Origin of the sequence: Sinanaerobacter sp. ZZT-01 (assembly GCF_035621135.1) — a bacterium.
Classification (GTDB): domain Bacteria; phylum Bacillota; class Clostridia; order Peptostreptococcales; family Anaerovoracaceae; genus IOR16.
The window spans coordinates 709,172-722,700 of the sequence record NZ_CP141728.1 but is presented as its reverse complement, the minus strand read 5'-3'; the positions used below and the strand labels follow the sequence as shown (position 1 = coordinate 722,700).

Sequence of the window (13,529 nt, the reverse complement as noted above, 5' to 3'; positions counted from 1 at the left end):
AAATGTAATATAAAGAACTTTGCGCTCATTGGGCGCAAAGTGGGGAGGAAAGGAAAATGGGAAAAGTATATGCGATTATTAATCAAAAGGGTGGCGTAGGAAAGACGACGACGGTATTTAATATGGCAGCAGAAATGGCAGAGCAAGGGAAAAAGGTTCTAACCATCGATATGGACCCGCAAGGATCATTGACGACTTCTATGGGACAAGTACCGTCAGAGCTGGAATATACTATTGGTGATTTGTTTATGGAACTGATTGATCGGAAACCGTTACCGGATATTAAGGACTATATATTAAGCCGGGGAAAGGTGGAATATATTCCAGCAAATCTAGCACTTTCGGTTGCAGATGCCTCTATCCAGAGAGTTATTGTAGCAAGAGAATATCTACTTAAGAAAATCATTGCTCCGCTTCGATCACTGTACGATTACATTATCATTGATTGTCCACCTACTCTTGGATCTTTGGTGGTCAATGCACTGACAGCAAGTGATGCCTTAATCGTTCCAATTAAAGCAAATGATATGGACACCAAAGGTTTTGACTCTTTAATTGACACTGTTGAAATGATTAAAATCGAAACTAATCCGAGTTTAAAGATTGAGGGTGTTTTGCTTACCATGTTTGATGAACGGTTGCTGGAAGCAAGAGATGTACTTAAAACATTAGAGGGAAGCTGTGAATATTTCAGTATTCCGATTTATAGAGCGAAAATAGGAACAAGTACCAAAGCAGCAAGAGCGTTTCGTCAGAGAAAGACCATTGCGGAATTTGATATAAATTCTAAAATATCATTGAGTTATAAAGAATTTGTAAGGGAGGTATTGGCTGATGAATAACAGTAACAGCATTCGGCCTAAATGCCTTGGTGATACAAAACAAAGCTTTGAGGAAAATTCAAAAAAAAGAGTACAGGCCTTAAGAGGGATTATGAGCCCTGGTGCACAGACGGCAAATACAGACAATTATACTATGCTGCCTATTTCCCAATTGCAAGAATTTAAGAATCATCCTTTTCAGGTAAGACAAGATGATGAGATGATAGAATTGGTAGAATCCATTAAGCAGGTTGGGGTAGTAGAACCAATCCTTGTTCGATGTACTAGCGAAGAAAATTACGAAATATTAGCTGGGCATCGAAGAACGGCTGCCGGAAAGATGGCAGGGCTAACAGATATACCAGCAAAAATCATGAATGTGGATGATGATACTGCAACCATTATTATGACGGATACTAATTTAAAGCAGAGAGAAAAAATATTACCTAGTGAAAAGGCGAAGGCTTATGCGATGCAGATAGAAATCTATAAAAGACAGGGAAAGAGGACAGATCTAACTTCGTGCCAAGTTGGCACTAAGTTAGATGCTGGGAAAATTGTTGCAGATAATAATGGAGATAAGAAGCGAAATGTGTATCGATATATTCGCTTAAATCAATTGATTCCTGATTTGTTGGAAATGGTTGATGAGGAAGATATTTCATTTGGTGCTGCCTATGAACTTTCTTTTTTAAATCAAGAAGAACAAGGTATTGTATTAGATGGTATTTGTAATGCACGAATTAAGAAGGTGTCTATAGAAATGGCTGAGATATTACGAAAGCTGTCTGAAAATAGTGAGTTAACAGAGCAAACACCTTTTGAGACATTATTAAAGGAAGAAAAAACGGAGACACCAGCTTTTGATCCAATAAAGCTTTTTAAAAAAGCGACTGCCAGTGTGAACAAAGCAATCAAAAAGGAAAAGATTCTGCAAGATTGTTCTGTGGATACGAATGAACTGGAACAAGTAATTATGACCGCAATTAAGGCTTACGTTGTGCAGAAAAAGGCAGGAAAAGAAGCTGAAAATACCGGTAATGAGTTTTAAATGTCATAAGTTTAATATTACCGCCTTGTAAGTGTAAAGATATTGTTATTCTTTTCTTGTTACAATAGTAAAAGTAATATATATATTACCAGTAAGAGTCTATAAGAGGAAATATGTGAGTATGACCGGTAACGGGCAAGCGAATATATTTCCTCGGAGTAATGCATAAATTAAAGGTAAGCAATTAGAGGACACGACGGGAATCCGTCGTAGGAGGGTGGGTACGCACTCCGTGTCCTCTAATTGCATGAACGGGAGAAATGAGTTTAATGGCTGAATTAAAATGCAAAAAATGTGAGCACATGAGTTTTGAGAATCATAATGGAAATCCAAATAGATATTATTGTAATGCTGCTAGAACAGAGTGTACACCGTTCAAACTAATTTGTAAGACTGAAAGACACGGCACTGAGTTTACTAGAAAAACAACTCCCAAATGGTGTCCGTTAAATAAGCCAAACTAAAGATTATTTGATAAGGAAAAGAATATGAAATATATATTTATAATTATACTCCCTTTAATAGTAATATATTTAGCTTTGCGTATCAAAGAAAAAAAGAACAGAAATAAATACTTACCTATAGTAGATAAAATAAAAAGTGATGAACAGAAAAAATATATTATTCAGCAATTAGCCCTAGGAGAGGAAATCGCAAGGCGACAATTTATGTATGAATGGACAGCAGATCTGATGAAACTAAAAGAAAAAGTTATTACTGAATCAGAATCGTTATCTATTCAGGACATTAATTCTATAAATGATAATATAGGACAAATATTTATTGTGAGAGGAGATTAAAGAATGTTCGCCTTTTTAATAAAAGTTTACATGGATCAGCCGGAACTACAGCTTGCATCCAGGACAAAAAGTAAATAAAAGTAGTGCAGAAAAGGCATATATGAAGTTTGGGAATGTAGTTTGAAGAAAGTAGGAGGAAAATTTATATTGAGAAAAATAGCAAGCGAGTTAGACAATGTGTCACTATTACAACGATATACAAATATTAGTCAGAGCATAGAACATATTATTCCAAAAATTAACTTTCAAGAGTTAAGAGAATTTAAACCATCAGACCTACCAACTTTTACGCAAGACAAATATGCAGGCACATATGCTGAGATATTATGCAGGATGGGTGAAAATGAAGAAAATATTGCGGTTGCTTTAAGAGCTAACCCTTTGCTTAAATACAAAAATGGGGAAGAATTATACTTCTGCAAGGATAAATGCAAAGTTTGTAATAAAGAGTTTTATCCACAAGATTTACAAGATGGAATATGTACTAAGTGTCAGAAAACTAAAAGATAGTGTATCTGACTGGTAAATAGAATTTATCGAAAAGGTAAGCAATTAGAGGACACGACGGAAATCCGTCGTAGGAGGGCGGGTACGCACTCCGTGTCCTTTAATTGCGTAAGGAGGAGAGCCTATTGGATAATAGACACGACGACGTGAGTCTTGAACGTCTTGCGCAGGTTTATATTGAGCTTATAGATAAACTAAGTATAGTGAAAGATTCTCCATCTAGAGCTATTGAACTTGATACTGGAAAAAAGCTCTGTGTTGTTACAAATAATGGACGTTTTATGAATTTTCGTTCCAATGATTTTAAAAAGGTACTTTTAATGCTAATTGAATCAAGTCAACTTCCGAAATACATGTCTACATTTCGTACATTAGAATGGATTGTATGCAAGTCTGGTCGATTTACTAATGTGCAGTTTATTGATGGCAAATCAGTCAGAGTAATTACAGTGGATTGTGACAAGTATAAGTTATTAAAGAAAATGGAGAAGAAGAAATAACCAAAGATTAACTTTGCACCCCTTGGTGTAAAGTATGAAGAAATTTGGATTCTGATAATTATAAGCACATCACGTTATAAAATTGTTATAGAGATTTAACTTCATGCCAAGTTGGCACGAAGTTAAACAATATGGAGTGAAGGGAAAATGGATAATAAAATAAGAGTGAAGAGGGAAAAAGCATGAAAGAAAGTAATCATGAGAAGAAAGGTGGGAAGCTGCCTGAAAAGGTAATAAGAATTGATATTGTTAAGGTGGATCATGGAAGAAAAAAGCTATGTCAATGCAAAGAGCCTCACTATACAATTGACTATGTAAATAAAATTGTATGGTGTGATGATTGCGGTGCCATAGTAGATCCACTCGACGCATTACATTATTTAGCAACGCATTATGAACGTTTAGTGCAGCAGACAGAGAATTTGTTAAAACAAAGGCAGGAAATTGCTAATTATAAACCGCATCTTGTAGTAATAAAAGAATTAGAACGATATTACAGAAAAAATAAATTTAGCATGGTTCCTTGTTGCCCTAGATGTGGAGAGCCTTTCGATTTATCAGAGATTCATAGTTGGTCAAATAGAAGATTTTTAAAGTCAATAGATTAAATTAGGAGCAAATAAAAAATATAAAGACATCGCGCCCATTGGACGCGATGTGAAAATTGAGATAAATTCTAAGTTCTTAATCTAATGATAATTTGGTTCTTTTCTGTATCAATGACTTTTTCAATTTCAAGTGGAGTACCTGTTTCATCAAGAAAATTACATGCTACAACTTCCTTGATGCCAAGATTAACGGAATAACTAGAAACATAACCATTTCCACCTTTCTTTGGAGATAACTTAATTGGCTTTGTTTCCACGACTTGACCTCCATTCTTTCCATGCAAGGAGAGTTGCAGCAATGGATAATGCGATTATCGCTATGGTATAATATTTACCAAAGTCGAAAAATAAGTTGGCTGTGTTCATGGTAGTAATTAGTATGAGTAACATAATCAGCATATTGACTTAATGAGTAAGATTTTATATAGTGGGATTAGAGGGGAGTGGATTTCCCCTCTATAGAGCTTTTACCTAAAATCTCTTATCAAAGTGATTATTGCGATAATCAGGTTGATGGTTGCTGTCAGAAGCAATATTGTTGGTAAAGGCTCTTTTTTCTTTGATTTTTTCTTACTCATTTTTACCCCCTTTCTATAATATTATTATACATTTACGTAACGTAAATGTCAATATAAAAAGAAAAATAATTCCAAATATTTTAACAAGAACCTCAAAGTTAATGCCTTTGAGGTTTTGTATTTACAAATCAAAATTTTAGAGGTGAAAAATATGAACGAAGAAACAATAAAAAAATATGACAAGGTAAAAATGAATGATAAATACTATGTGCCTGAAAAAAATAGAGATAAGACGTTTAGTGTAATAACAGAGCCGCAGGAAGTATGCGGAACGTTGTCAGTATGGCTGGAAGGTTATAGAGGCTGCTACGCAGTTGATGGATTAACAGTTGTGAGCAGACCTATTATAAGTGCAGCGGGAACACCTCTTCAGGATGATGTTTCAGTTATAGAGTTTAGCAGATAAATTAGAATTTGTAGGTGAATTATGAAAAGAATTATAAGAGTATTTCCGGAGCGTACAAGCTACACACCTGATGATGATTATGTATTCATTGGAATGCCGCCTTTCATCATTCCTGAACATGATGAAATACATATCTCATGTGCTTTTTCATGGGACAAGCAATATGCCGCAGAACTGGCTTTTCAATGGGAAGGAAGAACGAACAAGCCTGTGAAGTTAGGCGGTCCGGCTTTCGGTGGCCCTGTGGAAGGATTTACACAAGGTCTTTATTTGAAAAGCAATATCATATTTACAACAAGAGGCTGCAACAATAACTGCCCATGGTGCATAGTGCCAAGCCTAGAAGGTAGGATAAGGGAGCTGCCGATATGTCAAGGAAGTATTATTCAGGATAACAATTTTCTTCAAGCTTCAAAAGTACACAAAGATAAAGTATTTGAGATGCTAAGAAGTCAAAAACAGATATGTTTTAAGGGAGGACTTCAAGCGGATTTACTTGACGATCACTTTATAAACGGAATAACGAGCCTGCGAATACAAGAATTATGGCTTGCTTGTGATACAGATAATTCATTACCTAAATTTAAAAAAGCATGTAGAAAATTAGCAAAAGCGGGGTTTAACCGTAACAAGATTTATTGTTATGCGCTATCTTACGGTAAGAATATGGATGCAGACGAAGCACGCTGCCGTCAGATATGGGAAGCAGGAGCAATGCCGTTCATGCAATTGTTTAGAGATTTCACTGATGAGAAAACAGAGTATAGCAAAGAGTGGAACGCCTTTCAGCGATCATGGAGCAGACCGGCTGCTATAAATGCTCATATGACTAGGGGCACAGATTTTAGAAATTATGGAACGTAGTTAAATGCGGATTGAATGGATGAAAGGAGGCAAAGGAGAATGTTAGTAGAAATTATTATCATCTTATCAGGCATAGTAGTTTTTTTAGCTATGTTTTTTTATATAAAACAGCAAGACGAAAGTATTCTATTTAAAGAGCAAGAAATAGAATTTTTAAGAGCTGAGGTGCAGCATTTAAAAGAAAGGGAGAGACCTATTATCAATACTCTTGAACAAGCTGAAAGTGCATCAGAAGTTTTCTTAGGAACTTTAGGCGATTGGTATAAAAACAATATTATTCCTGTAGAGAACTTTGACATTCATTTTACTCCAAATGTTTGCAGAATAGAAAAGTTTATAGATATAAACGGTAAGGTTATGGTAAATATGTGGTACGGCAGCGAAATATGATGAGGAATTAAATATGAGAGAAAATGAATTTAGAGGTAAGCATATTCACGCAATGGATGTAAACAAGCATTTAGACGGCACGTGGGTGTATGGGTATTTATCAGCAGATAATTACATAAATTCATCAGTTTACATAGGCGAAATAATGGTTGCACCTGAAACAGTAGGGCGATATACATGCAAATGTGATATATCTGGCCAAGAAGTATTTGAAGGAGATATTATTGAAAGTCATATAGGAGGACAAGTCCTTACTAATAACTTAGTTATAAGGTATGGGGTATATCAAGCTTATTGTCCAATAGACAAATGCTTTATGGACAGTGTAGGCTTTTACGCTTCCGGAAAAAACTTGCCGGATATGCCCATTGGACGGCTGGAGGAGTATGCCAAAGTAATTGGAAATATCATTGATAATCCAGAATTAGTGAACTGGTAAGTTAGAATTTACAGGGGAAGTGAAATGGCAAAACGTAAAGAGACGTTGGAAATAGAAAAAGCACTAAATGAAATGTGCAGGGATAAAAGAATTTATGGTTGTGAAGAAATTACCATAGGTTTTGTAAATAATGGTTATGGTGATGAAATAGTGGATTTTATGACAATGGATAGCAAAGGCATTATACGTTGTTATGAAATTAAAGTCACCATACAAGACTTGAAATCAAGTGCTAAAAAATCATGGTATGGACATTATAATTATCTTGTAGTATCAGATGCTTTATTAAATAAGATTGGTGATTGGGAAAAATATAAGCCTAACCACGTAGGGCTTATTAGGGCATATGAATTAAGATATCACGGTGCATGGCAGATGGTAACAGTCTTTAATCCAAAACGACAAGAAATAGACCAAGAAACTAACAATATACTTAAAGAAAGTATTATACGCAGTATGTTTTATAAAATGCTTAAATATAAGGATTCATCTGATATGGATAAAGCTAATGCTTTAAAAAAAGAAGTGATACGTGCAAATGAAGAACGAAAAAAAGCGGAAAAACAATATGTTGAACTTAGAAAAAATGTAAAAAGATATGAAAGAGCAATGAGAAAAATAGAGGGAAAACGAGTTTATTTTGAGGATGTTGTAATTAATAAAATGAAAATAGCAGGAATGGAACTTCCTCAAGAAAACTAAAAATTTAGTGGAGGTAAATAAGGATGATTATAACGGCAAAGATAGATATTGACGTAGAAGAAAGTGGTTTAAGTTTGAATAAGATTAAAGATAATCTTATAGCTTTTACTAGAAACTTAATAGTTAATGGTGCTGAAAATGAAGAGATAGGATTAACTTTACTCGAAGTGTCTTATACAGAATTTTCGAGAAAATGCACAGGAAAACATGATGTTAACGGAGAACTGTTGTATGAAGGTGATATATTAGAAAGTCTTGCAGGTGGACAAATAATAGAAATAAGATATGGAAAATATAGTGCTTATTGTCCTGCTGATAAAAGCGTTATGGATGGAGTTGGGTTTTATGCAATAGCAGAAGGGTACCCTGAAATGCCGATTGGAGACACTGAAACGTATGCTAAGAAAATTGGTGATATTTACAGTAATCCTGAACTGGCAGTACATATGGAAGCGGACATTTAAAAATATAATTTAAGGAGTTGCTGTTGAGATGAGTGATATTTTAGAGAAAATCAAGAAGCTTCAGGTACTTGCTGAGCGTGGTCTTGACGGTGAAAGGGAAAATGCTGAGAAAATGGTAGAAATTCTTATGAAAAAACATGGAATTTCTACAGTAGATTTAGAAGAAGAAAAAGAAAATTACTACTTATTTGCATATAACGGTAAAACTGAAAGACAACTACTTATTCAGGTAAGTAATGATTAAGGTACTTGGAAGAGATTCTAAGATGTATAAGACACGTCATACAAGGCAGAAATTAGGTGTGTACTGTACTCCGGCTCAGAAGTTAGAGTTGGAATTGGAATATGATTTTTATAAAAGAAAATTCAATGAAGATATGGAGCTTTTTCTTGAAGCATTTATTCAGAGAAATAAAATCTTTCCTGTAGATGTATTAAAGGCTCCGATTGATAAAGAACTGACTGCAAAAGAAATGCAAATGCTTTGGATAGCAGAAGTTCTAGAACGACATGAAAGAAAGTGTCTCTTAGAATAAAATTAGAGGAGTGTACAAATGGAAAAGTTTTTTAAGATATTAGAGGAAAGTTGTTTTCATAAGGAATGTGTTGAATGGGATGAAAGCTTAAAAAAAGCCAATAAGATTTTCAATGAAATGTGTGATGTGTTTGGGATTGAAGCACAACAATATGTGCCTTATAAAGATGCAATTGCAATTCTTCCGACCGAAAAAGATGAAGACAAATTTGGTAAAGTTTTAAAGAAAGATTTTGATGGCATTAGATACTTTAAGAAAAATAGTGAATTACATAAATGGTGGTGTGAAAAGATAAAACAAGAAAAAGTTGAATGCTTGAAAAGACCATCTCCAGGATCTTGGATATCATGTGGTGGTGGCAGATTTTCTACAAGATTGTTTGATATAAAAGAGATTTGGTATGGATCATATTCTTGTAATACAGACTTTAAATTACCGGATGGATTAAAAGAAATGAAAGCCAGTGAATTTTATAAAATGATTGAAGATCATAACGAATCCTTAGAGAATTAAGCCGGAAGAGAGAAAACTAAAAATTTAAAAAAAGAAAGGGAAAAACTCATGGATGGTTTTCAAAAAGGAATTATACAAGAATTTTGGAAGTGGATATTGGCACATCAGGATAATGAAACTGTTGTAGAATATGACGGAAATAGGGAATTATGTATATGGGTAGATATTAATGATTTAGAAGAATTTGTAGATAGATATATTGCGGATTCTGAAAGTAGACTGGAAGCTACTATTTTTAACGGACATATTTATATTAAATTAATAGAATTTTTAGGCGGTTATGGATTTAGTATGAATGACGTTTGGAAGCTAAGACCAAATAACTTAGTACAAAATTTTTAGAGATAACAAGTGACATATTATTTGGCAAGATAAAAAAACTTAAAGGAGTGGGCACATTGAATTATATAACACATTCATTAGGTGGTGTGGCTGCGGGCTTTGCAGTTATATCAGCAACAGGAATCAGTGATCCTGTGCAGCAAACTACAGTAGTGACAGGGGCTGTTTTAGGATCACTGTTTCCAGACATAGATCATAGAAAAAGCTGGATTGGACATAAGGCTCCAATTGCAGCAGAAGTGGCTTCGGGCTTGTTTAAGCACCGGGGCTTTTTACATACGCCGGTTTTTATACTACTTATCTGGATCCTGCTTTCTGCGGGAATTCCGATCTGGTTTGGAGGATCACCACAGTTGCATCTTGCGATACTATTTAAACAGGGCTTTGTTCCTGGTATGTTGTCCCATTTAATATTAGATACTTTAAATATACAAGGAATCATGTGGCTTTGGCCAATATCAAAAAAACGGCAGCATATCCTACCGATTCGAACAGGGAGTTTAGGTGAGGCTGCCGTTTGCGCGGTGCTGAGTGCTGTGCTGCTTGGACAATATAATATATTTTTTTAATGAGGGAGGTATCAAGTGAGACAAGAGATTAAAAGGAGAAAAGAAAAAAGAACCCCCGCTGCGCCGGTAAAGGAATATAAACTCACTGCGGAGGAATTGATGTTGTATCGAGACGGAGGAACTTTGGGTTCTCAGAAACCAAAGAGGAGGAGAGCGTAATGTTTAACCTTCAGGTGTATGATGAGGTATTAAGAGATCAGGTAAAAAGAAAGAAACTTTCCGAAAAGACTAGAAGTGGATACTTACATAAAATTAGAGAGCTAGAAGAAAATTTCGAGGAAGGTCATTCATCAGCTGAAGCATTAGAAAAAGTAATCCGCAAGTTGTGTGATGGAAATCAGCAAATTGCAAAATATATCACTGCGATTAAAAAATATGAACGAGATGTACTTGGCAGCCCGAAAATTTTACTTTACGGTGAGCCATTGGAAAGGCTGCGGCAGATGCAACCTAAAAATAAATCAGCTAAGAAGCTTAATTATTCAGAAAAAACTTATATAAAAAAGTTTAATCGAATTGAGAATGAAAAGCTGAAGCTTGCATTCCGTTTGCAAGAAAAATCAGGCTTACGTATTAGTGAAATTGCAGAACTTCGAGCTAAAGACATTCATTTTGATGAAACAGGTAGAATTTTTTTGAGTGTAAGGAACGGAAAAGGGCGTAAACAAAGAAAAGTGGAGGTGATTGAAGATTCATACCTAAGAGAACATTTATCGGCGTATACGTGCCAATTTGAGGCAGATGAAAAGCTATTTTACTCTGCTAGTTATATGATGAAAAAAGCAGGCGAATATGGAATGGAAACACATGATTTGCGACGTATTAATGCTAGGGAACGTTTTCGTGCAGAACGAAATTTAGGAAGTACGAAAACAGCAGCTAGACGGGCAGTTGGAAAACAACTTGGGCATAGTAATCCAAAGACAACAAATTTATATTTGGGAGAGGAATGGAACGAAGAAAGGGGCGAGGTAAGTGGCGAAATCGAATCTTGACAAAGGCGATCAGCAGCTTGAATTGGTTGGTAATTATCTAATTAACTTTTTTAAAGGTGTAGGAGCTGGAACAAAGAAAATATTAAAAGAACAAGGGATGATGGTTTTATTTGTGATTGTTACACTAGTTAGTGGAGCAATTTTTTATTTGCGGGCAAATATTGCACTGCATTTTATTCCTAATCAGGAATTTCATATTTTAAAAATTGCACTTTTGCTTGTACCGGTTTTACCGGTTCTTTTTCTTTATATCATTGGTACAAATGATGAAAAATCAGAAGATTTTGAGCAGAAATTTGCACAAATTAAATTTTGTGGGAAAGACGGTTCTTATCCAAAATTCAAAGAAAAGGAAAAGAAGGAGGATGGGAAAAAGGTGATTTATTCCTTTTTTTCTCCATCTATAGAGCTTCAAGTGTGGGAGACTCGTAAAACAGAACTGGAAAATGTTCTGGATTGCAATATCCTTAAAATTGAGAATGCGAAAAAGAGCAAGCAAGTCGTCCGGCTGCATGCTGTGCCGGCAGAGATAGCAATTAGCGAAAATCTTCCATGGTCTGATGATTACATCAAGGAGAAGGATTGGCTGCTTTGCTTAGGGCAAGGTCTTTTGGATGAAGCAGTCATTGACTTGAACAAATACCCACATGCATTAATTGCCGGTGTAACAGGTTCCGGAAAATCCGTAAATTTGCGCTGCTTGCTCTGGCAATGCGTGAAAAAAGGCGCAAAAATTTATATGTTCGACTTTAAAGGTGGTGTTGAGTTCGGCAGGGAATATGAGCAGTTCGGTGAAGTTGTCACCGAACGTCAAAGAGCTTTGGAAATTTTAAAAGTACTTGTAAAAGAAATGAAGTTACGTTTAAAGCTGTTTCGGGAATGTAACGTAAAGAACCTGGCCGAATATAATGAGCTTCATCCGAACCGGGTACTATGCAGAATCGTCGCTTTCTGTGATGAAGTTTCGGAAATGCTGGATAAAACAGGACTTCAAAAATCGGATCAGAAGATCTATCTTGAAATCGAAAAAGAAATGGCATCTCTGGCGAGATTAGCAAGAGCAGCCGGCATCAATATGATACTTGGAACCCAGCGGCCGGATGCACAGGTCATCGCCGGACAGATTAAAAACAATCTACCGATCCGGATCAGCGGGAGAATGGTAGATAAGCACGCCTCAGAAATGGTGCTAGGAAATACAAAAGCCAGCCAGATGGGAGATACATTAGGGCGTTTCCTATATTCTGTTGGAGCAGACACCTACGAATTTCAGGCATTTAATTTTAGTGACAGTAGCCTGACTCCGGGAGATTACCAAGTCGGAGAAATGCTACTAGAACAAAGTCACCATAAATATGAAATGGATGATGACAACAGCTATGAAGAAGAATTGGAAGAGGATTACGAAGATGGCTTTGAAGACGAAGAAGAATTTGAATTTCAGGGATTTTGAAAGGAGGCATCTACTTGAAGTTAAAAAAGGATAAGAGTAAAAAATCAGAAAAAATAAAAGAAAGTTTAGAAGCGGTTGAAAGAATACGAAGTGATCGCTTAATGAAGATAGGAAGAATCCTGCTTTGGGTAGTGATTCTTTTTTTATTGGTGAAAGGTGTGATTGGAATTTTATCACCCAGCAGTGAAAGTCGGCTGCAAAATATCGTAACCGATTACCAGCAGAAGGCAGAACTGCGGGAAACAAACCAAATCCGGGCTGCATCCTTTGCAGAAAGCTTTGCTTATGAATACTATACCTTTTCCGGAAAGATGAATAGTGATTATGAGAAGAGAGTTTCAAGTTATTTAGCAAAGAATTTGGAATATAAAGCTCCTGTTGCAGGAGAGGTAGCAGCAACTGTAAAACAAGCAACAGCAACACAAATTCGTTATCTGAGTGATACACAAATGGATATTGATGTTCATTTAGTTGTAGATTATACGCCACTTAAGGAAGGAGCCAGTGCAACTCAGAAAAATATTTATCTTCGTGTGCCGGTGACTATGAATAAACAGGGGGGTTATGCAGTAACTTCTCTTCCATCGTATGTCCCACAGATAAGAGCAGCAAACATTGATCCGGTAGACTCTTATGATGGTGAGCAGGTAGCAACAAAGCAAGTGCAGAGCATCAAAGATACTTTAAATAGTTTCTTTACGTCATATTACGAAGGAAGTAAAACAGAATTATCGTATTATCTATCGAGTGGAAGTAATGTAACTGCAGGCATTGAAGGGACCGTGCAGTATAAAAAAATAGATTACATAACTGCATATCAGGATCCACAGAGCAAAGAGTATTTGGTGGATGCTACGATTACGTTATCGGATGAAATGCAGCCAATGCAGCAGAGATTGTTTTTAAGGCTGCAAGCTGCAAAAGGAAGATACTATATCAAGAATATCAGTACACGGCCGCTTTGATACTATCTGCGGAATAGCTGATATAT

22 protein-coding genes are annotated in these 13,529 nt (G+C 35.8%); 21 read left to right on the top strand and 1 reads right to left on the bottom strand.

All coding sequences use genetic code 11. The features are described 5' to 3' along the window. Positions 1 to 56: 56 nt before the first annotated feature. From U5921_RS03570 to U5921_RS03545, 6 genes are all read left to right on the top strand, one after another. A complete protein-coding gene (locus tag U5921_RS03570) occupies positions 57 to 842 on the top strand; it encodes a ParA family protein (protein ID WP_324825106.1) in 786 nt (261 codons plus the stop codon). Then, positions 835 to 1,872 (top strand): ParB/RepB/Spo0J family partition protein, encoded by a 1,038-nt coding sequence (locus U5921_RS03565; protein WP_324825105.1) that lies wholly within the window; start codon positions 835 to 837, stop codon positions 1,870 to 1,872. The genes U5921_RS03570 and U5921_RS03565 overlap by 8 nt, the downstream gene beginning before the upstream one ends. Positions 1,873 to 2,360: 488 nt before the next feature. After that, positions 2,361 to 2,672 (top strand): hypothetical protein, encoded by a 312-nt coding sequence (locus U5921_RS03560; protein WP_324825104.1) that lies wholly within the window; start codon positions 2,361 to 2,363, stop codon positions 2,670 to 2,672. 147 nt (positions 2,673 to 2,819) lie between these two features. Then, positions 2,820 to 3,182, top strand: coding sequence for a hypothetical protein (locus tag U5921_RS03555; RefSeq protein ID WP_324825103.1), 363 nt, complete (start codon positions 2,820 to 2,822; stop codon positions 3,180 to 3,182). Between the two features lie 122 nt (positions 3,183 to 3,304). After that, positions 3,305 to 3,679 (top strand): hypothetical protein, encoded by a 375-nt coding sequence (locus tag U5921_RS03550; RefSeq protein ID WP_324825102.1) that lies wholly within the window; start codon positions 3,305 to 3,307, stop codon positions 3,677 to 3,679. 182 nt (positions 3,680 to 3,861) lie between these two features. Then, positions 3,862 to 4,287 carry a hypothetical protein gene (locus U5921_RS03545; protein ID WP_324825101.1) on the top strand — a complete coding sequence of 142 codons (426 nt, stop codon included), beginning with the start codon at positions 3,862 to 3,864 and terminating at the stop codon, positions 4,285 to 4,287. A 68-nt stretch (positions 4,288 to 4,355) separates the two neighbouring features. On the opposite strand, the gene U5921_RS03540 is transcribed toward U5921_RS03545, so the two are convergent. Then, complete coding sequence (locus U5921_RS03540; RefSeq protein WP_206457909.1) at positions 4,356 to 4,544, bottom strand: hypothetical protein; 189 nt, start codon at positions 4,542 to 4,544, stop codon at positions 4,356 to 4,358. Positions 4,545 to 5,016: 472 nt separating this feature from the next. Here U5921_RS03540 and U5921_RS03535 point away from each other — a divergent pair, with 472 nt between their 5' ends. From U5921_RS03535 to U5921_RS03465, 15 genes are read left to right on the top strand one after another with little or no spacing between them, the layout of a single operon-like run. Then, a complete protein-coding gene (locus U5921_RS03535; RefSeq protein ID WP_324825100.1) occupies positions 5,017 to 5,271 on the top strand; it encodes a hypothetical protein in 255 nt (84 codons plus the stop codon). A gap of 21 nt (positions 5,272 to 5,292) precedes the next feature. Further along, entirely contained in the window at positions 5,293 to 6,135 is an 843-nt protein-coding gene (locus tag U5921_RS03530; RefSeq protein WP_324825099.1) for a hypothetical protein, read from the top strand. 39 nt (positions 6,136 to 6,174) lie between these two features. Beyond that, positions 6,175 to 6,525 (top strand): hypothetical protein, encoded by a 351-nt coding sequence (locus tag U5921_RS03525; protein ID WP_324825098.1) that lies wholly within the window; start codon positions 6,175 to 6,177, stop codon positions 6,523 to 6,525. A 13-nt stretch (positions 6,526 to 6,538) separates the two neighbouring features. After that, a complete protein-coding gene (locus U5921_RS03520) occupies positions 6,539 to 6,964 on the top strand; it encodes a YopX family protein (protein ID WP_324825097.1) in 426 nt (141 codons plus the stop codon). 24 nt (positions 6,965 to 6,988) lie between these two features. Continuing rightward, on the top strand, positions 6,989 to 7,666 hold the full coding sequence (locus U5921_RS03515) for a hypothetical protein (RefSeq protein ID WP_324825096.1): 678 nt from the start codon (positions 6,989 to 6,991) through the stop codon (positions 7,664 to 7,666). A gap of 23 nt (positions 7,667 to 7,689) precedes the next feature. Then, on the top strand, positions 7,690 to 8,130 hold the full coding sequence (locus tag U5921_RS03510) for a YopX family protein (RefSeq protein WP_324825095.1): 441 nt from the start codon (positions 7,690 to 7,692) through the stop codon (positions 8,128 to 8,130). A gap of 28 nt (positions 8,131 to 8,158) precedes the next feature. Next, positions 8,159 to 8,374 carry a DUF2786 domain-containing protein gene (locus U5921_RS03505; RefSeq protein ID WP_324825094.1) on the top strand — a complete coding sequence of 72 codons (216 nt, stop codon included), beginning with the start codon at positions 8,159 to 8,161 and terminating at the stop codon, positions 8,372 to 8,374. A gap of 22 nt (positions 8,375 to 8,396) precedes the next feature. After that, positions 8,397 to 8,666 carry a hypothetical protein gene (locus tag U5921_RS03500; protein WP_324825093.1) on the top strand — a complete coding sequence of 90 codons (270 nt, stop codon included), beginning with the start codon at positions 8,397 to 8,399 and terminating at the stop codon, positions 8,664 to 8,666. Positions 8,667 to 8,684: 18 nt separating this feature from the next. Continuing rightward, positions 8,685 to 9,179, top strand: coding sequence for a hypothetical protein (locus tag U5921_RS03495; RefSeq protein ID WP_324825092.1), 495 nt, complete (start codon positions 8,685 to 8,687; stop codon positions 9,177 to 9,179). A gap of 48 nt (positions 9,180 to 9,227) precedes the next feature. Further along, on the top strand, positions 9,228 to 9,521 hold the full coding sequence (locus U5921_RS03490; RefSeq protein WP_324825091.1) for a hypothetical protein: 294 nt from the start codon (positions 9,228 to 9,230) through the stop codon (positions 9,519 to 9,521). 56 nt (positions 9,522 to 9,577) lie between these two features. Then, the gene (locus tag U5921_RS03485; protein WP_324825090.1) at positions 9,578 to 10,090 is read left to right on the top strand and encodes a metal-dependent hydrolase; all 513 of its coding nucleotides are present in this window, start codon (positions 9,578 to 9,580) and stop codon (positions 10,088 to 10,090) included. 15 nt (positions 10,091 to 10,105) lie between these two features. Continuing rightward, positions 10,106 to 10,249 (top strand): hypothetical protein, encoded by a 144-nt coding sequence (locus U5921_RS03480; protein WP_206457900.1) that lies wholly within the window; start codon positions 10,106 to 10,108, stop codon positions 10,247 to 10,249. After that, positions 10,249 to 11,085 (top strand): tyrosine-type recombinase/integrase, encoded by an 837-nt coding sequence (locus U5921_RS03475; protein ID WP_324825089.1) that lies wholly within the window; start codon positions 10,249 to 10,251, stop codon positions 11,083 to 11,085. Before U5921_RS03480 ends, U5921_RS03475 begins: the two co-directional genes overlap by 1 nt. Continuing rightward, on the top strand, positions 11,066 to 12,538 hold the full coding sequence (locus U5921_RS03470; RefSeq protein WP_324825088.1) for an FtsK/SpoIIIE domain-containing protein: 1,473 nt from the start codon (positions 11,066 to 11,068) through the stop codon (positions 12,536 to 12,538). The genes U5921_RS03475 and U5921_RS03470 overlap by 20 nt, the downstream gene beginning before the upstream one ends. Positions 12,539 to 12,552: 14 nt before the next feature. Beyond that, a complete protein-coding gene (locus tag U5921_RS03465) occupies positions 12,553 to 13,503 on the top strand; it encodes a conjugal transfer protein (RefSeq protein ID WP_324825087.1) in 951 nt (316 codons plus the stop codon). Positions 13,504 to 13,529: the final 26 nt, after the last annotated feature.